We start from the raw sequence: 22,068 nt of genomic DNA on the forward strand, positions 1-22,068 counted from the left end.
CTGTCAGGCCTCAGGCCATGGCTGGAACGGCGCGGCAGGCGGAGCACGAGCAGGCCACGCGCGCCCGAAAGGCGGTGCCGTCGACCTCGACGCTGCTCGATCCCGGCCCGGGGTGACGGTCGACGATCTCCACGACGTCCTCGAGCTCGGCTACCCGCAGGAGGTAGCGAACGAGGGCCGGCGGGTCCACCAACCTGATCGGCTGGTCGCATCGGCGCACGAGGCTCGCGAGGAAGGCCATCACCGAGGAGTCGATGAAGGTGACCTCGCTCGTGTGCACCTCGATCGGCATGCCCAGGTCCTCGAGCTCTGACACCGCCGCGTACAGCTCGGCGTTCATGCTGACATCGATCTCGCCGGTGAGCAGCAGCCGAGCACCGGCGTCGGTGAAGCGGACCCTCACGGTGCCGGTCGCGCGGGGGCGCTCGCAGCTGTGTGTCTGATCCATTGACGACTCCGCGTCGAGTCCGCCGACGCTCGCACGGGCCGGGCCGCGGGCGATCGACGTGTATCTGCTGGGTCGGATGAGGGTCAGGGCGCCCGCGATGTGCGGGCGCCCTGCGATGCCTCAGCTGGTCTCGTCCGCCGTGGCGGCGGGCACAGCATCCTGAGCGATCTCGCGCTGGCTGCTTGGCTGCTCGACGGTGATCTTGCGTGGCTTCGCGCGGTCGGCGACAGGGATGGCCAGGGACAGCACCCCGTTGTCGTACGACGCCTGGATCGCGTCCAGGTCGAGGTCCGGACCCAGGCTCAGCTGGCGGGTGTAGCGACCAGCCGGGCGCTCTTGAGCCAACCATCGTGCGCCGTCGGCGGCGCCGATCGTGCGTTCGGCCGCGATCGTCAGGGTGTTGCCGTCGACGTCGAGATCGATCGAACCCGGATCGACGCCGGGAAGATCGACGTTCACGATGTACCTGTCCTGGATCCGATAGAGGTCCATCGGCATCCAGGAGGCGGCGCGAGCCGATCCATCGCCTGTCAGCAGCCGTGCTGTCAGTCGGTCCATCTCACGAAAGGGGTCGAAGGTCAGAGCCACAACCACCACCTCCTCCGGTCCGGGACGCCGCACCTCGCGGCGTCCGGTCGTGGCATCACGTCCCGTGGGGATGGGCCCCTCGGGGCGGTCCCAGATTAGCACTCGGGCGTAGTGAGTGCTAGTTGAATGTTGGTTGAGTTGACGGCCTTCGCCACCGAGTGAACCTCAGCGACCATCCGGACCGCCCGCTCACGCAGCTCGGCCGGATACCTCCTGGACACCCTCCTTGACATGACTCCCTCCGTCCCCAAGGAACGGAGTCTCCGGACTCGCCGGGACGGATCATGGGTCCTGCTAGAGCCCGACCATGGCCATCCCGGCCTCGTTGTAGCGGTTGCCGGCGATAGGGATGCGCTGGGTGAGCGTGTCGAGATCGGCGACCTCGTCGGCCGAGAGCGCGACGGCGGTCGCTGCCGCGTTCTCCTCGACGCGTTCGATGCGCCTGGTCCCTGGGATGGGCACGATCCAGGGCCGTTGCGCGAGCAGCCAGGCAAGCGCGATCTGACCGGGTGAGGCGCCCTTGGAGGTGGCGAGCTCACGCACGTGCTCGACCACGGCCTGGTTCGCGGCGAGGTTCTCCGTCGTGAACCGGGGCACCCGGGCTCGGATGTCCCCTTCCGTGAAGGTCGTGCTGGTGTCGACCGTCCCGGTGAGGAACCCCTTGCCGAGCGGGCTGAACGGCACGAACCCGATGCCGAGCTCGGCGAGGGTCGGCAACACCTCGGGCTCAGGGTCGCGGGTCCACAGCGAGTACTCACTCTGCACCGCGGTGACCGGATGCACGGCGTGCGCGCGCCGGATCGTGGCGGCACCGGCCTCGGAGAGCCCGAAGTGCCGCACCTTGCCTGCCTGCACGAGCTCGGCCACGGCGCCCGCCACGTCCTCGATCGGTATGGCCGGATCGACCCGGTGCTGGTAGAAGAGGTCGATGACGTCGGTGCGTAGCCGCGTGAGCGAGGCGTCGGCGACGCGCCGGATCTGCTCGGGCCGTGAGTCTGTGCCCTGCATGGTTCCGTCGACGATGTTCCATCCGAACTTGGTGGCGATCACCACCTGGTCGCGGATCGGTTCGAGAGCCTCGCCGACCAGCTCCTCGTTGACGTACGGCCCGTAGACCTCGGCCGTGTCGATGAACGTGACGCCGCGCTCAACGGCGCCACGGAGAACCCCGATCATGTCCTCCCGGCTGCCGGGGTTGGGTCCGTAGCTCTGCGACATCCCCATCGCACCGAGGCCGATGGCCGATACCTGAAGGCCCTGTCCGAGTGTGCGGGTGTGCATGATCTCTCCTTCGATGAAGACGGGTCAGCGGGGGTCGACGCGCAACGTGGTGGCGGTCGCGGTCGGGTTGGTGATGGCCAGCACCGCAGAGCCGGTGCCGTACTTGGCGCGGTACGCCTGGTCGATCGCGGCGTCGTGGGCGCTGTCACGCACGAGGGCTACCTCGGCTCGTATGCCACCGGCCTCGAACACGCCTGTACCAGTGCGCTCCACGCCGCGGTACCAGGCGCCCTCAGTGCCGCGGACCGAGCGGATGAAGAGCTGACCGCCAGCGACCACGTGCCAGATGATCCGCGGCGTGCGCAGCGTGCCGTCTGGGCGGTGTGCGGCCACGGTCGACTCGCGTTCGGCGTCGATCGCTGTCAGCTCGGCGGGCTTCCAGAGTGTCATGCTGTCTCCTTCTTCGTGAACGACGGCGGAGCAACCTCGTCGATGGCGCGCAGCGCGTTGAGGGTGCGGGGGTAGCCCACGTACGGGAGCAGTCGGGTGAGGACGGCGAGCAGGGTGGCTCGGTCGTTGCCGACGTGCAGGTTCGCTGCGACGTGTCCCTTGACCTGGGGGTCGGCGCCACCGAGCGCCACGAGCGTCGCCAGCGTGAGCAGCTCACGCGTGGGTACGTCGACGGCGCCGCGGGTGTAGTGGTCACCGAAGCAGTGCACCGCGAGGTACCGCTGGATGTGGGCGCAGTCCGCAGGCGCACCGGCATGCATCGCGTCGACGCGTTCCTCGCCGACGATCTCCTTCTGCACCGCGAGCCCGCGCTCTGCGCGGTCCTCTTCGGTGGCCGTGGTCTGGCTCGGCAGCGGAAGTGCGACGCCGCGGTCGCTGAGCACCTCGTTCAGCACCCGCACAGCATCGACACCGCGCCCCAGCCCGGCGTAGGGAATCGACGCGTAGGCGACCTCCCTGAGCGCGACCGGAGGGACGCCGTCGTCGAGCGCTGCGACGAGCAACGCTCGGAGCTGGGCGAACGATCCGGTCGCGACCAGGGCGGCTGCCCGGACGAGCGCGGTCACGTCCTCCGGCAGCGGAGCGTCCTGCGGGACCTCCCGGAGCGTGAAGCGCTCGACGATCTCGACCAGATCGGGGTCGGTCGTGGCCAGATCGCTGACGCCTGGCACACCGGTCACGGCCGCACCAGCACCTTCAGCGCCTCACGCGACTCCATCAGCCGGTATGCCTCGGCGACGTCGTCGAGCGAGGTTTCGGCGTCGAACACCCGACCCGGCTCGATCGCGCCGTCGAGGACCAGCGGGATCGCCTTCTCGATGTAGGCGCGCACCGGAGCAGGGCCACCGTTGAGCGTGATGTTCTTGCCGAACAGCGAGCCGAACCCGACCGGCGCATCCTCGTACTGCGGCACCCCCACGCGCGAGATGGTGCCCCCGGGGCGGACCACGCGGTAGGCCTGCTCGTAGGCGGGCATGAGCCCAACGGCCTCGATCACCACATGCGAGCCTTCGCCGCCGGTCAGCTCGAGGACCTTCGCGATACCTTCCTCGCCGCGCTCAGGCACGACGTCGGTCGCGCCCCACTCGACGCCGAGGTCGGTGCGGGCCTGGTGCCGACCCATGAGGATGATCCGCTCGGCGCCCATCTGCTTCGCGGCCAGCACGGCGGACAGGCCCACGGCACCGTCACCGATCACGGTGACGGTCTTGCCGGGGGCAACCCTTCCCATGAAGGCGGCGTGGTAGCCGGTGAGGTAGACGTCCGAGAGCGTGAGCAGCGAGGGCAGCAGCGCCTCGTCGACGTCGCCGGGGATCGCCACGAGCGTGCCGTCGGCCTGCTTGATGCGGACCTTGTCCGCCTGCGCGCCGCCGACGTCACTCTCGCCGAAGAACGCGCCACGCTGGCACGCCGTGTGGAAGCCGTCGCGACAGAACGGACAGGTGTTGTCCGACATCGCGAACGGGCTGATCACCAGGTCGCCGGGGGCGAGCCTGGTGACGGCGTCCCCGACGGTCTCGACGACGCCGATCAGCTCGTGCCCCATCGGGCGGCCCTGCGGTGACGGTTCGGGCGCGTGGTAGCGGTGCAGGTCGGAGCCGCACACGCAGGCGAGGGTCACCCGCACGACCGCGTCGGTCGGCTCGATGATGGTGGGCTCGGGGACGTCCTCGACGCGGACGTCGGTGTGGCCGTAGATGAAGGTGGCGCGCACTCGTGGTGCCTCTCTGGTTCGAACGGGGTCGTGCTGGAAGGCCGGAGGAGGCGTCAGGCCTCGGGGATCTCCCGGCCGAAGGTCTCGAGCGTGATGTCGGCGGGAGCAGGCCCACCGCGGACGCCGGTCTCGAGGGCGTCGATCCGGGCGAGCTGCTCGGTGGTGAGCTCGATGTCACCGACAGCCAGGTTCTCCTCGATCCGTGACGGCGTCACCGACTTCGGGATCGCCGACCGCCCCTGCTGCAGGTGCCAGGCCAGCATCACCTGCGCGGCGGACCTGTCGTGGGCCTGGGCGATCTCGTTGATCACCGGGTCCTGCAGGGTGCTGGTGTGCTCACCGTCGCGGTAGAAGGTGATGCCGCCGATGGGGGACCACGCCTGCGAGATGATGCCGTGCTCGGCGTTCATCGCCAGCAGCTCAGGCTGCCGGAAGTAGGGGTGCACCTCGATCTGGTTGACGGCCGGGACCACGGTGGTCGCCGCCAGCAGCTCCGTCAGGTGCTCGGGCATGAAGTTGCTGACGCCGATGGCGCGAACCTTGCCGTCGGCGAGCAGCGTCTCGAGCGCGCGGTAGGCCTCGATCGTGAGGTCGAATCGGCTCGGCAGCGCCTGGTGGAGGATGAACAGGTCGAGCTGGTCGACGCCCAGCTTTCCCGCGCTCTTGTCGAACGCGTGCAGAGTGGCGTCGTAGCCGTAGTCACTGATCCAGACCTTGGTCTCGACGAAGATCTCCGAGCGGTCGATGCCGGAGACCCGGATCGCCTCGCCGACCTCCTTCTCGTTTCCGTACGCCGCGGCGGTGTCGATGTGGCGGTAGCCGGCCTGCAGGGCCTTGGTGGTCGCCGTGACGGTCTCGGCGGGCGGCGTCTGGAAGACGCCGTATCCGAGGGCGGGCATCTCGACGCCGTTGTTGAGGGTCAGGTTCGGGATCGATGTGCTGGTCATGCCCTCGAGCGTAGGAAGCACTTGCCCGATGGGGGAGGCCCTGCTGGTACCCGGCTCGGTGGGACCGGGTAGCGCCAGTACCTCCCAAGGCCGCCAGAAGAGTCGTAGCGTCGAGCCATGGACCTGAAGGCGGAGATCCGCGAGTTTCTCAGCACGCGGCGAGCCCGCATCACCCCGGAGCGTGCGGGGCTGCCGGCCTGGGGCGGGACCCACCGCCGGGTGCCGGGGTTGCGCCGCGAAGAGGTGGCGATGCTGGCTGGTGTCAGCGTCGACTACTACACGCGACTTGAGCGTGGCAACCTCCGCGGTGTCTCCGAGGAGGTGCTCGAGGCGCTTGCCGAGGCGCTGCAGCTCGACGAGGCCGAACGCCTGCACCTGTTCGACCTCACGCGGGCCGCCAGCGCGTCCGGTGCGGCTCGCTCCCGTGCGCGTCGCGTCCCACCACCGCAGGTCAGGCCGGCGGTGCAGCGCATCCTCGATGCCATGCCAGACACCCCCGCGCTCGTGCGCAACGGCCGCCTGGACGTCCTCGCAATCAACCTGCTCGGCCGCGCCCTGTACTCGCCGATGTACGACTCTCCCGAGCGGCCCGCCGATCAGCCGGTCAACAGCGCCCGCTTCCACTTCCTCGACCCGGCAGCTCAGGCGTACTGGGGCGAGCGGTGGGAGAAGGTGGCGCACGATGCCGTCGCGATCCTGCGGGCGGAGGCGGGCCGTAATCCCTACGACCAGGGCCTGACCAGACTCGTCGGTGAGCTCTCGACCCGCAGCGAGGACTTCCGACGTCTGTGGGCCTCACACGACGTACGGCTGCACCGCACAGGCACCAAGATCTTCCACCACCCCGCAGTCGGCAAGCTCGAACTCGACTACGAGGCACTGATGCTGCCTGCCGACATCGGGTTGCAGATGAACGTCTACACCGCCGCTCCGGGTTCACCCTCGGCGGACGGTCTCCAGCTGCTCGCCTCCTGGGCCGCCACCACCATCGTCGGACACAGCGACCACCTCAGCACCGAAGAGACCCGATGAATCGCCTGCTACCGCCCCCGACCACGGTCAAGGCCCCACGGGAGCGGTTCACCGGAGACGTCTGGCTCGACATGCTCGCGACACCGCAGGACGGCGACCAGCGCACCACGGTGGGCCGGGTCCGTTTCGCGCCGGGTGCGCGCACCGCGTGGCACTCGCACGCGCGGGGGCAGTTCCTGCACGTGGTGGCGGGAGTGGCGCTGATGGGCGGCCGGAACGGCGAGGTGCTGCGGGCACAGGCAGGCGAGACGATGTACTGCCCGCCAGGCGAGGAGCACTGGCACGGCGCGGCGCCCGAGGCCTTCATGGAGCACCTCGCCATCTCCGAAGGTGCCGACGAAGCGAGCGAGAGCACGGTCTGGCTCGAGCACGTCACCGAGGAGAGTTACCGAGGATCCGACGGCCCGTGACCACGCGGACTCCGCGTCCTCGGTGGGCGCGACCTCGTCGATGTCAACTCGCGGCTGGACGGAATCCGAGCCAGCGAGCTCTCACGGAAGAGGTGATGAGGGCTGGGCGTTGGCAGAATCGAGGTCGGCCATGCACAGCGCGGTGGCAGTTGTGATCGACAGCTTGCAGCCCACCAGACACCGATCGACGCGAGGGCGGAAGCAGCTCCGCGACCGAGCTGGTCGTCAACCCGCAGCTGCGCGAGTACGTTCAGGAACGTCTGGCCGGTCAGGTCCGCTGCCCGGACGGCACGGTCGTTTCCGGTCCGCGTCGCCGCCTGGTGCACTGGTACAGCACAGCCGGCTGCAGTCCTCAATGGGGCACCTGCCCCCCAGTTGAGTTCGAAGCCATCCACCGGGAGGCTAGAACCGCGACCCCCACCCCGGAGATTCAGGGCGCTTCACATTGGAGCGGGTGACGGGAATCGAACCCGCGCTATCAGCTTGGGAAGCTGATGTTCTACCATTGAACTACACCCGCGCGCCGAGCCCGAGGCTCGAAGCAGCAGCCAGTGTACCCAGTCCGGACGGCACCGGTGAGCAAGCCTCTACCGTGTCCTGTGCACGCATGGGGCGCCTGTGGAGAACATGGCAAGGGCCCAGTCGGGCAAACCAAGCCCGCCGTGGCAAGACGGCGACGAGGCAAACGCCGTCGTCCTGGACGCGTCGCCAACCGGTGCGACCCGGGCGCCGCTGACTGCGGGCCGCGTCGCGAACCGCGCAGCGGCTCCGATCGTCCACCGTCTAGATTGGCCGGAGGACCGAATCACGCGAGAGCAGGAGCAGCCGTGAGCGCACCGATCGACCCCACCACCACCCCCGCATGGGCTGACCTTCTCGAGCACGAGGCGGGCTTCACCCCGGATCTGCGCGGCTGGTTCGCGAGCGATGCGGACCGAGCCGCTCGGCTGAGCCACCAGGTGGGCGACCTGTACGTCGACCTGTCGAAGAACCTCGTGACCGACGAGACGCTCGCGCGCCTCGTGCAGCTCGCCGAGGACGTGCAGCTGCGCGAGCGCATCGGCGCGATGTTCACCGGTGAGCACATCAACACCACCGAGGACCGGGCCGTGCTGCACACCGCGCTGCGCCGCCCGGAGGGTGCCGAGCCGGCCCTGCACGTCGACGGTCAGGACATCGACCACGACGTCCACGAGGTCCTCGCCAAGATCTACGACTTCGCCGACCAGGTCCGCTCGGGCGCCTGGACCGGTGTCACCGGCAAGCGCGTCGAGACCGTCGTCAACATCGGCATCGGCGGCTCCGATCTCGGCCCCGTGATGGCGTACGAGGCGCTCAAGCCGTACGTGCAGGCCGGCATCAGCTGCCGCTTCGTCTCCAACATCGACCCCACCGACATCGCCGAGAAGACCGCGGACCTCAACCCCGAGACCACGCTGTTCATCGTCGCGTCCAAGACCTTCGGCACCCTCGAGACCCTCACCAATGCGCGCCTCGCACGCGCCTGGCTCTGGGACAAGCTCGCCCAGGCCGGGGCCCTCGAGGATGACGACGACGCGCGCACCTCCGCCGTCGCCAAGCACTTCGTGGCGGTCTCCACCGCGCTGGACAAGGTCGCCGACTTCGGCATCGACCCCGCCAACGCGTTCGGCTTCTGGGACTGGGTGGGTGGCCGCTACTCGATGGACTCCGCGATCGGGCTGAGCCTCGCGATCGCGATCGGTCCGAGCGGCTTCGCCGACATGCTGGCCGGCTTCCACGCCGTCGACACCCACTTCGCCACCACGGACCTCCCCGAGAACGTGCCCGTGCTGATGGGCCTGCTCAACGTCTGGTACACCAACTTCCTCGGTGCGCACACCCACGCCGTGCTGCCCTACGCCCAGGACCTGCACCGGTTCGCGGCCTACCTGCAGCAGCTCACGATGGAGTCCAACGGCAAGTCGGTCCGCAGCGACGGCACCCACGTCACCTACGACACCGGCGAGGTGTTCTGGGGCGAGCCCGGCACCAACGGCCAGCACGCGTTCTACCAGCTCATCCACCAGGGCACCCGGCTCATCCCCGCCGACTTCATCGCCGTGGCGAACCCCGCTCACCCGCTCGTCGACGAGCACGCAGCCGACGGCCCCACCGATGTCCACGCCCTGTTCCTGGCCAACTTCTTCGCCCAGACGAAGGCCCTCGCCTTCGGCAAGACCGCCGACGAGGTCCGCGCCGAGGGCACCACCGACGAGGCGCTCGTCGCGGCGCGCACCTTCGAGGGCAACCGCCCCACCACCTCGATCCTCGCGCCCGCCCTTACTCCCTCGGTCCTCGGCCAGCTGGTCGCGCTCTACGAGCACATCACGTTCGTGCAGGGCGTGGTGTGGGGGATCGACTCCTTCGACCAGTGGGGCGTCGAGCTCGGCAAGAAGCTCGCGCTCGAGATCGCCCCGGCGGTCATGGGCGACGCCGACGCCCTCGCCGAGCAGGACCCCTCCACCCAGGCGCTGGTGACGAAGTACCGCGAGCTCCGCAGCTGATCTCGTCGGACTCGCGAGGTCGCGAGGTCGCGAGCGGCCGCTGCCGCCACCGCGGTCATCCCACCCTGCCGCCCCACGACCAGAGCGGGACTTGCTCACCAGGAGGGACACCGTCACGGCTCTCGGGGTAGCGCGCCATCTCGGTGATCATCGCTGCGAACCACTCGACCAAGGTCGACCGGAGCGGGGGCTCGGTGATGCCGACGTCGTCCAGGGCCCCGGCGAAGCACGCCTCCGCGTTGCGGTCCATCTCCTCGTGGACGCCGTTCCCCGAGTGCATGTGCACCACGCCGCTGTGGTCGCCGATCTGGTCGCTGTACCGCGCGGGGCCGCCCAGCTGCTCGCCCCAGTACGCCGCGAGGCGTGCCGTGTGCGCGGGATGGAACCCGTGCGAGAACGCGTGGCTGACGATCGGGTCGATCAGGCACCGTTCGTGCCAGGCGTGCGCGAGCCGCAGCACGCCCCGCTCGCCGCCCACGGCCTCGTAGACGCTCGTCGTCACGCACCCAGCGTGGCACCCGCGCCCCCGCCTCCGCAGGGCTTCCGCCGCAGGTCTGCTGGTGGGATCCTGAGCCATCGCAACGGTGCGTTCCGAAGGAGTCGTCATGGCCAGCACGCTCAACCCCTACATCAGCCTCCGTGACAACGCGCGCGAGGCACTCGACTTCTACGCCGGTGTGTTCGGCGGCGAGCTGAGCATCATGACCTTCGGCGACTCAGGCTTCGCCTCGGAGGCGGGCGGCGACCCGGCCGAGGCCGCCAAGGTCATGCACGGCCATCTCGAGACCAGCTCCGGTTTCACCCTGATGGTCGCCGACACCCCGGCCGCGACCGAGCACCACCCCGGTGGCAACATCTCGATCTCGCTCTCGGGCGACGACGAGGACGAGCTGCGCGGCTACTGGGACAAGCTCGCCGACGGCGCCACGATCGTCGAGCCGCTCGTCCAGGCTCCGTGGGGTGACCACTTCGGCATGCTCACCGACCGGTTCGGCGTGGGCTGGATGGTGAACATCGTCGCCCCCGCCGCCTGAGGAGCCTCCGCGTTGTAGCGTGTCGCCCGTGCTGCTCTCTGACCGCGACCTGCGCGCCGAGCTCGGTTCTGGGCGTATCGGGCTGGACCCCTACGACGAGGCGATGATCCAGCCGTCCTCGATCGACGTGCGCCTCGACCGCTTCTTCCGGCTCTTCGACAACCACAAGTACCCGGTGATCGACCCCGCCGCGGACCAGCCGGACCTCACCCGCCTGGTGGAGACGAAGGCCGACGAGCCGTTCGTGCTGCACCCCGGCGAGTTCGTGCTCGGCTCCACCTACGAGCTGGTCACCCTTCCCGACGACGTCGCCGCGCGCCTCGAGGGCAAGTCCTCGCTCGGCCGCCTGGGCCTCCTCACCCACTCGACCGCGGGCTTCATCGACCCCGGCTTCTCCGGTCACGTCACGCTCGAGCTCAGCAACGTCGCGACGCTGCCGATCACGCTCTGGCCAGGCATGAAGATCGGCCAGCTCTGCTACTTCCGCCTCACCAGCCCCGCCGAGCGCCCGTACGGTTCGGGTGCCGCGGGCTCGCGCTACCAGGGCCAGCGCGGCCCCACCGCCTCGCGCTCGCACGTGGGGTTCCAGCACACCGACGTCGGCTGATGGACGCGCACCACCTCCTCGTGGTGCCCGACGGCGTCACGCCCGCCGATGTCGAGGCTCTCGTCCTGTCCCGATTCCCCTCCGACCACCCGCCCGACGGCGCAGCTCGCCTCGCGATGGAGCCGTTGCCCGGGTGCAGGGTCGAGGGCCCGAGCGCCCTGCCTGCCGGCGTGCCGGCGTGGGCGGCGGCCGGGTACCTGCTTGCGGCGCCCGAGGAGCGTGGCGCACCGGTGCCGCCCGCGCTCCGCGGCCGGGGCGATCTCCTCCACGCCTTCGCCGACGGCGAGCCCGCCGGCCGCGAGCGTGAGCTCCTCGAGCTCGGGCTTGCGCTCGCACGCCGCCTCGGCGGTGCGCTGCTCACGAGTACCGGGATGCTCGTGGTGCCGCCGCCGCAGCCCGACCTGCTGCTCTACAGCGAGGTCTGGCTCCACCCGGACGCTCTCGTCCACGTGCTCGCACCGCACCTGCCCGGCATCGCGCTCCCCGGCGAACCCAGGATCTCGGAGGCGCTGCCCGCCGACGCGGCCACGGGGCAGAGCCTCCTGCCCGAGGACGAACGCCTCTGGCTGCATGCCGAGGCCGACGCCTACGACGAAGCAGCGCTCGCCCAGCCCGATGTCACCGAGTCCTACGGCGTGCTCGCCGTCGAGCCCGAGGCCACCTGGTCGGTGACCGTCGAGGCCGCGATCAACGTGCCGGTCGCCCTCGCCGGCCGGCTCCCCGGCGGGGCGATCCTCTACGAGCTCCGCTGCTACCCGAGTGGCCAGGACCATCCGCGCAACGCCGTCGAACGCCTCGACGCGGCCGCGAAGGCGCTGCTCGACGCCGTCGGAGGGGTCGTGGTCGACGACGACGGCTTCCTCGTCCACCTCGGTTAGACGGGCAGCGGCGGCAGGCGGAACGTTGTGCCGTTCATCGTCGATAGAATGACCCAGGTCGCGGCGGCAACGACATTCAGGCCCCACCCGGGGTTCAGCGCAGGATCGTCCGGCTTCCCCTTGTTCACGCCCACCCCCCACAGTTCGGAGCGGACGTGCTGCAGCTTCTGTTGGCGCACATCGTGGCGGCGCTTGTCGCGCCCGCCGTGATGCGGCAGATGGGGCGGCGGGGGTTCCTGGTGCTGGCGGCCGCGCCAGCCGCCACCGCGATCTGGGCGGTCGTGCAGACCCCGGCGGTGCTCGCTGGCAACGGCCCCACGATCTCGACCGAGTGGATGCCTGCGCTCGGCATGAACCTCGACTTCCGCCTCGACGTGCTGTCGTGGTTCATGACGATCATCGTCGGCGGCGTCGGCACGTTCGTGCTGTTCTACTGCGCCTGGTACTTCGCCACCGGAGCCAAGTACCTGGGCCGGTTCGCCGGGGTGTTCGTCGGGTTCGCGGGCGCGATGCTCGGGCTCGTCACCACCGACAACACGCTCGTGCTCTACGTGTTCTGGGAGCTGACCACGGTCTTCTCCTACCTGCTGGTGGGCCACTACTTCGACCGCAAGGGGTCCCGCCGGTCGGCGATGCAGGCGATCATCGTCACCACCTTCGGCGGCCTCGCGATGCTCGCCGGCATCGTCATCCTCGGGCAGATCGACGGCGGTTCGTACTCGCTGAGCGAGCTGGTCGCCCACCCGGTGACCGGCCCGCTGGTGCCGGTCGCGCTCATCTGCGTGCTGGTCGGTGCGCTCAGCAAGTCGGCGCTGGTGCCGTTCCACTTCTGGCTCCCCGGTGCCATGGCAGCTCCCACACCGGTCTCGGCCTACCTGCACGCAGCCGCGATGGTCAAGGCGGGCGTCTACCTGGTCGCTCGCCTCGCGCCCGGCTACGCGGAGGTGCCCGCATGGCGCTGGACCGTCCTGGTCAGCGCCGGTCTCACCATGATCATCGGCGGCTATCGCGCCCTGCGGCAGCACGACCTCAAGCTCGTGCTCGCGTTCGGCACGGTCTCCCAGCTCGGCTTCCTGATCCTGCTGGTCGGCCAGCCCGATCGCGGCGTCGCGCTCGCCGGTATCGCACTCGTCGGGGCGCACGCGATGTTCAAGGCGGCGCTGTTCCTCACCGTGGGTGTGGTCGACGCCGCCACCGGCACCCGTGACCTGCGCGAGCTCTCCGGGCTGCGGCGCAACCTGCCGTGGGCGTTCATCCCCGCCCTCCTCGCGACCGCCTCGATGGTCGGCATCCCGCCCACCGCTGGTTACGTGGGCAAGGAGGCTGCGCTCGCGGCACTCCTGTACGCCGAGGACCCCGCCTCCATGGTCACGCTCGTGATCGTCGTCGTCGGTTCGGTGCTGACCTTCGCCTACGGCGCGCGGTTCCTGTGGGGGGCCTTCGGCACCAAGAAGGACGTGGCGGACCGCAAGGTCGACAAGGAGGCCGCGGGCCTGTTCATCTCCCCGAACGTGCTCGCGGTGCTCGGTGTGCTCGCCGGCCTCTTCCCGATCGCCGGCGAGACCCTGCTGGGTGGCTACGCCGAGACGTACCCCACAGGCGAGCCCGGTCACCTGACCCTGTGGGCCGGGTTCGAGCTGCCGCTGCTGCTGACGGTCGTGATCATCGGCGCCGGACTCCTGCTCTTCGTCGCCCGCGAGCGGGTCGAGCGGGCGCAGGACCGTGCCCCCAACATCCCGGACATGGACGAGTTCTACCGGTCCACGATGCGCCGGCTCGACCGGGTCGCGGTGGTGGTGACCTCACGCACCCAGCGTGGTTCGCTGCCGCTCTACCTCGGCGTGATCCTCGTGGTGCTGGTCGTCTCGGCCACGACGGCGATGATCGCCGGCGGCGTCGAGGTCGGCTCCTGGCGGTGGTGGGACAGCCCGGCCCAGGTCGTGGTGGGGGTAGTGATCGCGATCGGTGCGGTGCTGACCGCCCGCGCCCGCCGTCGCCTCAAGTCCGCGATCCTTGTCGGCATCACCGGTTACGGCGTGGTCATGCTGTTCGCCATCCACGGAGCCCCCGATCTCGCGCTCACGCAGGCGCTGGTCGAGACCGTGATGATCGTGGTGTTCGTGCTCGTGCTGCGGCGCCTGCCCGCCTACTACTCGAACCGCCCGCTCGCCGGCGACCGGTGGTGGCGGATCGTGCTCGCTGTCGCGGTGGCGCTCGTGGTGATGGCGCTGGCGCTGGTCGCGCCCGGCTACCGCGTCGACGAACCGATCTGGGTGCTGTTCCCCGACGAGGCGTACACGTTCGGCTACGGCAAGAACGTGGTCAACGTGACACTCGTCGACATCCGCGCCTGGGACACCATGGGTGAGATCTCGGTGCTGCTGGCCGCGGCCACCGGCGTCGCCTCACTGATCTTCCTGCGCACCCGCTCGGGCACCGTGCTGCGGGCCCGCGATGCCGATGCCGCGTCCGTGTGGACCGAGGACCTCCCCGACCCGGCGGCACCGCTGCGCGGCACCGGCAAGCTCCAGGCGCAGGGTGGTCGCGGACGCCAGTGGCTCTCGGGCGGCGAGAGCCTGTCCCCGCGTCGTCGCTCGGTCATCCTCGAAGTCACCACGAGGCTCGTGTTCCACACGATGCTGCTGTACGCGGTCTTCCTGCTGTTCAGCGGCCACAACGCACCTGGCGGCGGGTTCGCGGCCGGCATGGTGGCCGGCGTCGGACTCATCATCCGGTATCTCGCGGGTGGTCGCTACGAGCTCGGCGAGGCCGCGCCCGTGCTCCCCGGTGCGCTGCTGGGGACCGGTCTATTCCTCTCCGCCGGTGGCGGGCTCCTGCCCATCCTGTTCGGCGGCACCGTGCTGCAGTCGGTCGTGGTCGAGCTGCACTGGGGCATCCTCGGCGACATCAAGATCGTCTCGACCCTGCTGTTCGACATCGGCGTCTTTCTCGTGGTCGTCGGCCTGGTTCTCGACCTCCTGCGCACCCTGGGCGCCGAGGTCGACAGGCAGGGAGAGGCGGCGGGCACGTCGGCGCCCGAGGTCGCCTTCGACTCCCCGCGGGAGACGCCCGACGACGTCCACCCCGTCGGCGTCAGCGCCCCGCGTACCCGGGAGGGTTCGTCATGATCGACATGAGTCCCTCCCTGGTGCTGGTGCTGACCGCCGGGGTCCTCGTCGGGTGCGGCGTCTACCTGCTGCTCGAGCGCAGCCTGTCGCGCGTGATCGTCGGGTTCCTGCTCATCAGCAACGGCGTCAGTGTGCTCTACCTGGTGATGGGCGGCCGTGCCGGTGGGCCGCCGCTGGTCGGTACCACTCCGACCGAGGAGATGTCCGACCCCCTTCCGCAGGCCATGGTGCTCACGGCGATCGTCATCACGCTCGGTCTCAGCGCCTTCGTGCTGGCCATGGCCTACCGCAGCTGGCAGCTCCACGGTCATGACGAGGTGCAGGACGACCTCGAAGACCGCCGCGTGGCCGACCGGCTCGCCAAGGCCGGGTTCGTGGACCGCGCCGACGAGGGCGCCGTCGACCTCGACATCGAGGCAGCCGAGGCCCGTGACGAGACCGAGGAGACCTCGGAGCCCGAACCGAGCACCGCCGTCGAGACCCCTGCGAGAGGGAGTGAGGGCTCATGACCTGGCTCGTGCCCCTCCCCGTGGTGATCCCGCTGGTCGCCGCCGGCCTGACGCTCGCGCTCGGCGGTCGCAGCAGGCTCCAGGCGATCATCTCCGCCGTCGCGATCACGCTGGTGGCGCTGACCTCGGCAGGGCTGGTCTTCTTCGCGCACAACCGCGGCCCGCAGGTGGTCAACGTCGGCGAGTGGAGCGCCCCAGTGGGGATCTCGCTCGTCGCGGACCGGCTCTCCGCGCTGATGCTGCTGGTCTCGGCGATCGTGCTGCTCTGCGTGCTCCTGTACTCGCTGGCGCAAGGTCTTGCCGATGGCAACGAGGGCGCCCCCGTCGCGATCTACCACCCGACCTATCTGGTGCTGGCCGCGGGTGTCGCCAACGCGTTCCTCACCGGTGACCTGTTCAACCTGTACGTCGGGTTCGAGATCCTGCTGGGCGCGAGCTTCGTGCTGCTGACCCTCGGTGGCACGGGTGAGCGGATCCGGGCCGGATCGATCTACGTGGTGGTCTCGCTCCTCAGCTCCGTGCTGTTCCTCACGGCGATCGGGCTGGTCTACGCGGCCACCGGCACGCTCAACATGGCCCAGCTCTCCGAGCGGCTCGCAGGCGTCGACCCCGGCATGGTGCTGGTGCTGCAGGTGATGCTGCTGCTCGGCTTCCTCATCAAGGCAGCGGTGTTCCCGCTGTCTGCCTGGCTGCCGGACTCCTACCCGACGGCGCCCGCGCCAGTCACCGCCGTGTTCGCCGGCCTGCTCACCAAGGTCGGTGTGTACGCGATCCTGCGGACCCAGACCTTGATGTTCCCCGAGACCGCCGTCAACGACGTGCTCATGGTCGCCTCGATCATCACGATGCTGGTGGGGATCGTCGGTGCCGTCGCGCAGGACGACCTCAAACGTCTGCTCTCCTTCACGCTGGTCAGCCACATCGGATACATGATCTACGGCGTCTCGCTGGCCAACGAGACCGGGCTCGCCGCCTCGATCTTCTACGTGGCGCACCACATCACCGTGCAGACCGCGCTGTTCCTGGTCGCGGGACTGATCGAGCGTCGTGGCGGCACCACGTCGTTGGAGAACCTCGGCGGGCTGGCGCGGCTCACGCCTGCGCTCGCCGTGCTGTTCTTCGTCCCCGCCATGAACCTCGCCGGCATCCCGCCGATGTCCGGGTTCCTCGGCAAGGTCGGGCTGCTGCAGGCCGGCGCCGAGCTCGGCACCCCGGTGGCGTACGCGGGTGTCGCGGCCGGTCTGCTCACCTCGCTGCTGACGCTCTACGCGATCGCCAAGGCCTGGAACAAGGCGTTCTGGCAGGAGCCGCCGGAGCCGCTGCCCGACACCTCGATCCCGCGCTCGATGTTCGGTCCCGCCGCCGCGCTGGCCGCTGTCGGTGTGATGTTCGCCGTGGTCGGTGGTCCGCTCAGCAGCTACACGGAGTCCGCGGCCAGCGACCTCCAGGCGCGCACGCCGTACCTGTCCTCGGTGCTGGTCAAGGGTGACCGTGGCGACGGCACCAGCGACGAGGCCGCCGAGGAAGCGACCGACGAGCCGACCGGCGACGGTCCCGAGGAGCTGGACGACGATGGCTGAGCGCGTGAGGTTCTGGAACCGCTGGCCGATGGTGCTGTGGCTCGCCGGCGTCTGGGTGCTGCTGTGGGGCGATGTCACGGTCGCGAACGTGCTCGCCGGGCTGGTGCTCGGCTGCCTGCTCGTGATGGCGATGCCGATGCCCAAGGCCGGCTTCGAGGGGCGCCCGTGGCTGCCGGGCATCGTCAACCTCGTGGTGCGGTTCCTCGGCGACGTGGTCATGGCGTCGGTGCAGATCGCCAAGAAAGCCCTGTCGCCGGGCAGACCGCCGCGTGGCGCGGTGATCCGGGTCCAGCTGCGCTCGCAGTCCGACCTGTTCCTCACCGTGACCGCCCAGCTCTGCTCGCTGGTCCCGGGCTCGATCGTGGTCGAGGCGCACCGCCTCGCGGGGCTCCTGTACATCCACGTGTTCGACGTCAGCGACTCCGGTGGCATCGACGGGGCCCGCGAGCACAGCCTGGAGATCGAGAAGCGCGTGCTCTACGCGTTCGCCACCGACGCGGCGATCGAGGCCGCCGGGCTTCCCCCGCGCAAGCGCCTGCTGCGCCGTCGCCGCAGCACGGAGGTGACGTCATGAGAGCACCCCACGGACATCTTCTCCCCCGCTCCGCTCCGCCGAACACGTCTGCGAGGACCCCGCGATGAGCCCGATCGTGCTCTGGGTCGGCGGCCTGATGCTCGCAGCGGCCGCTCTGCTGATCGTCGTCCGGATCGAGCGCGGTCCCTCGATGCTCGACCGCACCATCGGCCTCGACATGCTGGTGAGCGTGGTGGTCGCGGCGCTCGCGCTCTGGAGCGGGGCCACCGGGCGCACCGACCTCGTCAACGTGCTGGTGGTGCTCACGCTCGTGGGCTTCGTCGGGTCGGTGACGCTCGCGCGGTTCGTCGCCGTCGAGCCGGAGGACGAGGGCCGGATCCTCACACCCGAGGAGGTGCGTGCGCACGACGACCGGATGCGCGCCGCCATCGCGAAGGAGAGCAAGCGCCGGGTGGGCGGCCGCGAGGACGCCATGCGCCGCGCCTACCCCGAGGACGAGGACCCCAGATGAGCCACCCCACAGTCGTCCGCTCCTCCGCGCCGTTCCTCCGAGCATGTCTGCGAGGGCCCCGACGATGAGCCCGCTCGAGTGGCTGGCGTCCGTGTGCTTCATCCTGGGATGCTCGCTCAACCTGATAGCAGCGATCGGTGCGCTGCGCTTCCCCGACCTGCTCGCCCGCATGCACGCGGCCACCAAGCCGCAGGTGCTCGGGCTGATCCTCACGATGGCAGGCCTGGCTGCCTCGTTGGGGTCGAGCCAGCTCACCTGGAAGCTGCTGATCGTCGTGCTGTTCCAGTTCATGACCGCGCCCGTCTCGGCGCACATGGTCGGGCGGTCCGGCTACCGCACGGGCAAGGTCCGCGACGAGGACCTCGTGGTCGACGAGCTCACCGAGGACCTCCGGCGCGTCCAGCAGGCCGACACCCAGCCGCCGACGTCCTGAGGTGCGGCCCGCGCGGGAGGACAGGACCAGGGCGCCCGGGCGCCGTCGAGCAGCGCTCGCAGATCAGCTCTTGGTGAGGTCCGCCGGGCTCAGCCACTTGGAGGTGCTGCGCTGGATGTAGGCGCGCACCACGGCGGCGACCGCCGCGCTCACGGCGGCGAACACGACGACCTCGACGATCGAGATCTCGCCGTCGTCGTCGATGGCCTTCGGTGGCTCGTGCCCGGTGATGCCCTTCCAGGCCAACGAGATCGCCTTGGTGGCGACCAGCCCAGCGCCCAGGGTGGCGACGGTAGCGATCAGCTTCTGCGGGTTCACGCGAGCCTCCAGGTTCTCTCGGTCGACCCCAGCCTACGGGCAAGTCGGCGAGGGGCTAGGCTGGTGGGCAACGACAGGGGAGCGCACCAGCGCTGAGAGTGCGGCGAGCCGCAGACCCTCGAACCTGCTCCGGTTAGCACCGGCGAAGGGAGTCGAGCAACTCTCGTTGTCATCCGTGCGGATGGCTTCACCCCTTCTCAGGCACCTGAGGAGGCCAACAGGAATGACCAGAAAGTTCAGGATCACCGGCACGATTCTCGCCGTTGTCGCGCTCGCCGGCTGCTCCCTGATGGGCGAGCCCGACGGCGGAGCGGGCACCGGCGGCGGCACCTCGGGCGAGGGCCAGCAGGGCGGGGTGGTCCGGGTGGTCACGCACGACTCGTTCGCGCTGCCCGAGGAGCTGATCGCGGCGTTCGAGACCGACACCGGCTACACCGTGGAGCAGAGCGCGCCCGGTGATGGCGGGGCGCTCGTCAACCAGCTGATCCTCACCAAGGACGCACCGCTGGGTGACGTCGCGTACGGCGTGGACAACACGTTCGCGTCGCGAGCGCTGACCGAGGACGTGTTCGCCTCCTACACCTCGCCCGCGCTGCCGGCGAGCGCCGAGCAGTACCTGGTGCCGGGCTCGGACGCGCTGACCCCGGTCGATATCGGTGACGTCTGCTTCAACGTGGACCACGAGTGGTTCGCCGAGGCCGGCATCGCCGAGCCCACCACGTTCGAGGACCTGCTGGAGCCGGAGTACGCGAACCTCACGGTCGTGAGCAACCCGGCCACCTCCTCGCCAGGAATGGCGATGCTCGCCGCGACCGTGGGCGCGTTCGGCGAGGACGGCTACGCGCAGTACTGGGCCGGGATGCGGGAGAACGGGCTCAAGGTCACCAGCGGCTGGTCCGACGCCTACTACGTGGACTTCTCCGGCTCCGAGGGGCAGGGGGACCGCCCGATCGTGCTGTCCTACTCGACCTCGCCCGCCTTCGAGGTCGGCGAGGGCGAGACGCAGGCACCGACCGGGTCGCTGCTCGAGACGTGCTTCCGGCAGGTCGAGTACGCCGGCGTGATCGAGGGTGCCGAGAACCCGGAGGGCGCGCAGGCCTGGATCGACTTCATGGTCGGTGAGCAGGTGCAGGCCGCACTGCCCGAGAGCATGTACGTGTACCCGGTGGACGACACGATCGAGCTGCCGGCTGCCTGGGTCGAGTTCGCCCCGCTGTCGCCCAGCCCGTTCGACGTCTCGCCGGAGGAGATCGCGGCCGGCCGCGACGCCTGGATCCAGACCTGGACCGAGACGGTCATCGACTGACCGCCTCCCTTCACTCTCCCTCCTCCCACCCGCCGAACAGGAGGTCCTGCCGCGTATGAACGCCGATAGCGTGCAGAACCCCCTGCTCGACGGGCGCGGAGGTGGCAAGGCGCGGGCACGGGGTGCGACGGGCCACGCGCTCGGGATTGCCGGGTGGGGCGTTGCCGTGCTGGTGCCGCTCACCTTCCTCGGGGTGTTCTTCGCCTGGCCGACGGCGGCGCTCGTGGCGCGGGGGTTCGTCACCGACGGTGCGCTGGACCTGAGCGGGTTCGCGGAGGTGCTCGGGCGGCCGCGGACCTGGCGCTTCGTGGGGCTGACGTTGCTGCAGGCGAGCCTCGGCACCCTGGTCGCGGTGCTGCTCGGGATCCCGGGCGCCTACGTGCTCTACCGGTGCACCTTCCGGGGGCGGCTGCTGCTGCGCGGGCTCGTGACGGTGCCGTTCGTGCTGCCGACGGTCGTGGTCGGGGTGGCGTTCCGGGCATTGCTGGCGAGCTCGGGCCCGCTCGGGTTCCTCGAGCTCGACGGCAGCCTCGCGGCGATCGTGGCGGCGCTGGTGTTCTTCAACTACTCGGTCGTGGTGCGTACCGTCGGTGGCATGTGGGAGCGGCTCGACCCCCGCGCCGAGGAGGCCGCCCGTGCGCTCGGCGCCTCGCCGTGGCGAGCCTTCGCGTCCGTGACGCTGCCGATGCTCACCCCGGCGATCGCCTCGGCAGCCTCGATCGTGTTCCTGTTCTGCGCCACGTCCTTCGGGGTGGTGCTCATCCTCGGTGGCAGCCGCTACGGCACGATCGAGACCGAGATCTGGACCCAGACCACCCAGTTCCTCGACCTGCGTGCCGCCGCCGTGCTCTCGATCGCCCAGCTGGTGGTGATCGTCCTCGCGCTGAGCGTCTCCGGGTACACGCGCGGCCGCCGCGAACGTGCGCTGCACCTCACCGGCAGCACCGCACGCCCACGGCCGCTGCGGCTCCGGCCCACCCGGGCGGGCGGCTGGGGCGACATCCTGCCGGCGGCGCTGACCGCCGTCGTCGGCATCGGGCTGCTCGCGCTCCCGCTGGTCAACCTCCTGCTGGCGAGCTTCCGGACGCCGCAGGGCTGGGGGTTCGGCAACTACGTGGCCCTCGGCACCACGGGCGGCGCGAACGCGCTGAGCGTGACGGTCTGGGAGGCGCTCGGCACCTCGCTGCGTACTGCCGTGGACGCGACCGTGATCGCGGTGGTCGTCGGCACGCTGGTCGCGCTGGTGGTGTCCCGGCGGCCGCGCAGCCGCACGGCGCGGCGGGCGATCGGGCTGCTGGACGCGGCCGTCATGCTGCCGCTCGGGGTGTCGGCGGTGACGGTCGGGTTCGGGTTCCTCATCACGCTCAATCGGCCGCCGCTGGACCTGCGGTCCTCGCTGCTGCTGATCCCGATCGCGCAGGCGGTGGTGGCGATCCCCCTCGTGGTGCGGACCGTGCTGCCGGTGCTGCGCGCGATCGACCCGCGGCTGCGCGAGGCCGCTGCGGTCCTGGGCGCGACGCCCGGCCGGGTGCTCGCGCACGTGGACGGACCGTTCCTCGTGCGATCGCTCGGGCTCGCCGTCGGCTTCGCGTTCGCGGTGTCGCTGGGGGAGTTCGGGGCGACGGCGTTCCTCGCCCGCCCGGACCAGCCCACCCTGCCGGTGGTCGTGGTGAGGCTGCTGGGGCGGCCGGGTGCGGAGAACTACGGGATGGCGCTCGCGGCCGCGGTGGTGCTGGCGCTGCTGACGGCGAGCATCATGGCGCTCGCGGAGCGGCTGCGCAGCGCGCGCGGCATCGGGGCGGAGTGGTGAGCGTGCGCGCGGTGCGGGAGGAGA

The 22,068-nt window shown here is 70.2% G+C and carries 23 protein-coding genes, 1 tRNA gene and 1 riboswitch; of the genes, 14 read left to right on the top strand and 10 right to left on the bottom strand.

Annotated elements, in window-relative coordinates; all coding sequences use genetic code 11:
- Positions 1-10: 10 nt before the first annotated feature.
- The 7 genes from GPA03_RS18355 to GPA03_RS18385 all read right to left on the bottom strand — a co-directional run bounded on the left by GPA03_RS18355 (position 11) and on the right by GPA03_RS18385 (position 5,428).
- Complete coding sequence (locus GPA03_RS18355; protein WP_156253499.1) at positions 11-448, bottom strand: STAS domain-containing protein; 438 nt, start codon at positions 446-448, stop codon at positions 11-13.
- A gap of 120 nt (positions 449-568) precedes the next feature.
- The gene (locus GPA03_RS18360) at positions 569-1,036 is read right to left on the bottom strand and encodes an Hsp20/alpha crystallin family protein (RefSeq protein ID WP_206673630.1); all 468 of its coding nucleotides are present in this window, start codon (positions 1,034-1,036) and stop codon (positions 569-571) included.
- 294 nt (positions 1,037-1,330) lie between these two features.
- On the bottom strand, positions 1,331-2,317 hold the full coding sequence (locus GPA03_RS18365) for an aldo/keto reductase (protein WP_156253500.1): 987 nt from the start codon (positions 2,315-2,317) through the stop codon (positions 1,331-1,333).
- A 24-nt stretch (positions 2,318-2,341) separates the two neighbouring features.
- Positions 2,342-2,707: a DUF2255 family protein gene (locus tag GPA03_RS18370; RefSeq protein WP_156253501.1), complete on the bottom strand. Its 366-nt coding sequence runs from the start codon at positions 2,705-2,707 to the stop codon at positions 2,342-2,344.
- Positions 2,704-3,447, bottom strand: coding sequence for a carboxymuconolactone decarboxylase family protein (locus tag GPA03_RS18375; RefSeq protein WP_156253502.1), 744 nt, complete (start codon positions 3,445-3,447; stop codon positions 2,704-2,706). The genes GPA03_RS18370 and GPA03_RS18375 overlap by 4 nt, the downstream gene beginning before the upstream one ends.
- Positions 3,444-4,481, bottom strand: coding sequence for a zinc-binding dehydrogenase (locus GPA03_RS18380; RefSeq protein ID WP_194239541.1), 1,038 nt, complete (start codon positions 4,479-4,481; stop codon positions 3,444-3,446). Before GPA03_RS18380 ends, GPA03_RS18375 begins: the two co-directional genes overlap by 4 nt.
- Positions 4,482-4,534: 53 nt before the next feature.
- Positions 4,535-5,428, bottom strand: a complete 894-nt coding sequence (locus GPA03_RS18385; RefSeq protein ID WP_156253503.1) for an aldo/keto reductase — start codon at positions 5,426-5,428, stop codon at positions 4,535-4,537.
- A 117-nt stretch (positions 5,429-5,545) separates the two neighbouring features.
- Here GPA03_RS18385 and GPA03_RS18390 point away from each other — a divergent pair, with 117 nt between their 5' ends.
- Together GPA03_RS18390 and GPA03_RS18395 are read left to right on the top strand one after the other, a co-directional pair.
- Positions 5,546-6,460, top strand: coding sequence for a helix-turn-helix transcriptional regulator (locus tag GPA03_RS18390; RefSeq protein ID WP_156253504.1), 915 nt, complete (start codon positions 5,546-5,548; stop codon positions 6,458-6,460).
- Positions 6,457-6,870, top strand: coding sequence for a (R)-mandelonitrile lyase (locus tag GPA03_RS18395; RefSeq protein ID WP_156253505.1), 414 nt, complete (start codon positions 6,457-6,459; stop codon positions 6,868-6,870). The genes GPA03_RS18390 and GPA03_RS18395 overlap by 4 nt, the downstream gene beginning before the upstream one ends.
- A 446-nt stretch (positions 6,871-7,316) precedes the next feature.
- Here GPA03_RS18395 and GPA03_RS18400 read toward each other — a convergent pair.
- Positions 7,317-7,390: transfer RNA gene (locus GPA03_RS18400), tRNA-Gly, on the bottom strand.
- Between the two features lie 307 nt (positions 7,391-7,697).
- On the opposite strand from GPA03_RS18400, the gene pgi reads away from it, so the two are divergent.
- On the top strand, positions 7,698-9,395 hold the full coding sequence (pgi, locus tag GPA03_RS18405) for a glucose-6-phosphate isomerase (protein ID WP_156253506.1): 1,698 nt from the start codon (positions 7,698-7,700) through the stop codon (positions 9,393-9,395).
- Between the two features lie 55 nt (positions 9,396-9,450).
- Here pgi and GPA03_RS18410 read toward each other — a convergent pair whose 3' ends face one another.
- Positions 9,451-9,897, bottom strand: a complete 447-nt coding sequence (locus GPA03_RS18410; protein ID WP_206673631.1) for a globin domain-containing protein — start codon at positions 9,895-9,897, stop codon at positions 9,451-9,453.
- A 103-nt stretch (positions 9,898-10,000) separates the two neighbouring features.
- On the opposite strand from GPA03_RS18410, the gene GPA03_RS18415 reads away from it, so the two are divergent.
- The 9 genes from GPA03_RS18415 to mnhG all read left to right on the top strand — a co-directional run bounded on the left by GPA03_RS18415 (position 10,001) and on the right by mnhG (position 18,610).
- Positions 10,001-10,429, top strand: a complete 429-nt coding sequence (locus tag GPA03_RS18415; RefSeq protein ID WP_156253507.1) for a VOC family protein — start codon at positions 10,001-10,003, stop codon at positions 10,427-10,429.
- Positions 10,430-10,457: 28 nt separating this feature from the next.
- Positions 10,458-11,036 carry a dCTP deaminase gene (gene dcd / locus GPA03_RS18420; RefSeq protein WP_156253508.1) on the top strand — a complete coding sequence of 193 codons (579 nt, stop codon included), beginning with the start codon at positions 10,458-10,460 and terminating at the stop codon, positions 11,034-11,036.
- Entirely contained in the window at positions 11,036-11,914 is an 879-nt protein-coding gene (locus GPA03_RS18425) for a hypothetical protein (RefSeq protein WP_156253509.1), read from the top strand. The genes dcd and GPA03_RS18425 overlap by 1 nt, the downstream gene beginning before the upstream one ends.
- 155 nt (positions 11,915-12,069) lie before the next feature.
- A complete protein-coding gene (locus tag GPA03_RS18430; protein ID WP_156253510.1) occupies positions 12,070-15,042 on the top strand; it encodes a Na+/H+ antiporter subunit A in 2,973 nt (990 codons plus the stop codon).
- On the top strand, positions 15,039-15,551 hold the full coding sequence (locus GPA03_RS18435; RefSeq protein ID WP_156253511.1) for a Na(+)/H(+) antiporter subunit C: 513 nt from the start codon (positions 15,039-15,041) through the stop codon (positions 15,549-15,551). The genes GPA03_RS18430 and GPA03_RS18435 overlap by 4 nt, the downstream gene beginning before the upstream one ends.
- Complete coding sequence (locus tag GPA03_RS18440) at positions 15,548-17,131, top strand: Na+/H+ antiporter subunit D (RefSeq protein ID WP_156253512.1); 1,584 nt, start codon at positions 15,548-15,550, stop codon at positions 17,129-17,131. The genes GPA03_RS18435 and GPA03_RS18440 overlap by 4 nt, the downstream gene beginning before the upstream one ends.
- Complete coding sequence (locus tag GPA03_RS18445; RefSeq protein ID WP_156253513.1) at positions 17,124-17,705, top strand: Na+/H+ antiporter subunit E; 582 nt, start codon at positions 17,124-17,126, stop codon at positions 17,703-17,705. Before GPA03_RS18440 ends, GPA03_RS18445 begins: the two co-directional genes overlap by 8 nt.
- Positions 17,706-17,769: 64 nt before the next feature.
- Positions 17,770-18,177, top strand: coding sequence for an MrpF/PhaF family protein (locus tag GPA03_RS18450; RefSeq protein WP_156253514.1), 408 nt, complete (start codon positions 17,770-17,772; stop codon positions 18,175-18,177).
- A 43-nt stretch (positions 18,178-18,220) separates the two neighbouring features.
- The gene (gene mnhG / locus GPA03_RS18455) at positions 18,221-18,610 is read left to right on the top strand and encodes a monovalent cation/H(+) antiporter subunit G (RefSeq protein WP_156253515.1); all 390 of its coding nucleotides are present in this window, start codon (positions 18,221-18,223) and stop codon (positions 18,608-18,610) included.
- 63 nt (positions 18,611-18,673) lie between these two features.
- Here the strand turns inward: mnhG and GPA03_RS18460 are convergent, their stop codons facing one another.
- Positions 18,674-18,928: a DUF4235 domain-containing protein gene (locus GPA03_RS18460; RefSeq protein WP_156253516.1), complete on the bottom strand. Its 255-nt coding sequence runs from the start codon at positions 18,926-18,928 to the stop codon at positions 18,674-18,676.
- A gap of 65 nt (positions 18,929-18,993) precedes the next feature.
- A riboswitch (TPP riboswitch) is annotated at positions 18,994-19,096 on the top strand.
- Between the two features lie 55 nt (positions 19,097-19,151).
- Between GPA03_RS18460 and GPA03_RS18465 the strand changes: the two genes are divergently transcribed.
- Together GPA03_RS18465 and GPA03_RS18470 are read left to right on the top strand one after the other, a co-directional pair.
- Positions 19,152-20,234 carry a thiamine ABC transporter substrate-binding protein gene (locus GPA03_RS18465; protein ID WP_156253517.1) on the top strand — a complete coding sequence of 361 codons (1,083 nt, stop codon included), beginning with the start codon at positions 19,152-19,154 and terminating at the stop codon, positions 20,232-20,234.
- Positions 20,235-20,289: 55 nt separating this feature from the next.
- Positions 20,290-22,044 carry an ABC transporter permease gene (locus GPA03_RS18470; protein WP_156253518.1) on the top strand — a complete coding sequence of 585 codons (1,755 nt, stop codon included), beginning with the start codon at positions 20,290-20,292 and terminating at the stop codon, positions 22,042-22,044.
- The last annotated feature ends 24 nt before the right edge of the window (positions 22,045-22,068 follow it).

This window comes from Pseudactinotalea terrae (assembly GCF_009733845.1).
GTDB classification, from domain to species: domain Bacteria; phylum Actinomycetota; class Actinomycetes; order Actinomycetales; family Beutenbergiaceae; genus Pseudactinotalea; species Pseudactinotalea terrae.

Excerpts from the sequence above, each read along its gene's own strand:
- GPA03_RS18355 (WP_156253499.1), bottom strand. The coding sequence starts at position 448 with ATGGATCAGACACACAGCTGCGAGCGCCCCCGCGCGACCGGCACCGTG.
- GPA03_RS18365 (WP_156253500.1), bottom strand. The coding sequence starts at position 2,317 with ATGCACACCCGCACACTCGGACAGGGCCTTCAGGTATCGGCCATCGGC.
- GPA03_RS18370 (WP_156253501.1), bottom strand. The coding sequence starts at position 2,707 with ATGACACTCTGGAAGCCCGCCGAGCTGACAGCGATCGACGCCGAACGC.
- GPA03_RS18385 (WP_156253503.1), bottom strand. The coding sequence starts at position 5,428 with ATGACCAGCACATCGATCCCGAACCTGACCCTCAACAACGGCGTCGAG.
- GPA03_RS18390 (WP_156253504.1), top strand. The coding sequence starts at position 5,546 with ATGGACCTGAAGGCGGAGATCCGCGAGTTTCTCAGCACGCGGCGAGCC.
- GPA03_RS18395 (WP_156253505.1), top strand. The coding sequence starts at position 6,457 with ATGAATCGCCTGCTACCGCCCCCGACCACGGTCAAGGCCCCACGGGAG.
- GPA03_RS18415 (WP_156253507.1), top strand. The coding sequence starts at position 10,001 with ATGGCCAGCACGCTCAACCCCTACATCAGCCTCCGTGACAACGCGCGC.
- GPA03_RS18425 (WP_156253509.1), top strand. The coding sequence starts at position 11,036 with ATGGACGCGCACCACCTCCTCGTGGTGCCCGACGGCGTCACGCCCGCC.
- GPA03_RS18435 (WP_156253511.1), top strand. The coding sequence starts at position 15,039 with ATGATCGACATGAGTCCCTCCCTGGTGCTGGTGCTGACCGCCGGGGTC.
- GPA03_RS18440 (WP_156253512.1), top strand. The coding sequence starts at position 15,548 with ATGACCTGGCTCGTGCCCCTCCCCGTGGTGATCCCGCTGGTCGCCGCC.
- GPA03_RS18445 (WP_156253513.1), top strand. The coding sequence starts at position 17,124 with ATGGCTGAGCGCGTGAGGTTCTGGAACCGCTGGCCGATGGTGCTGTGG.
- GPA03_RS18450 (WP_156253514.1), top strand. The coding sequence starts at position 17,770 with ATGAGCCCGATCGTGCTCTGGGTCGGCGGCCTGATGCTCGCAGCGGCC.
- mnhG (WP_156253515.1), top strand. The coding sequence starts at position 18,221 with ATGTCTGCGAGGGCCCCGACGATGAGCCCGCTCGAGTGGCTGGCGTCC.
- GPA03_RS18465 (WP_156253517.1), top strand. The coding sequence starts at position 19,152 with ATGACCAGAAAGTTCAGGATCACCGGCACGATTCTCGCCGTTGTCGCG.
- GPA03_RS18470 (WP_156253518.1), top strand. The coding sequence starts at position 20,290 with ATGAACGCCGATAGCGTGCAGAACCCCCTGCTCGACGGGCGCGGAGGT.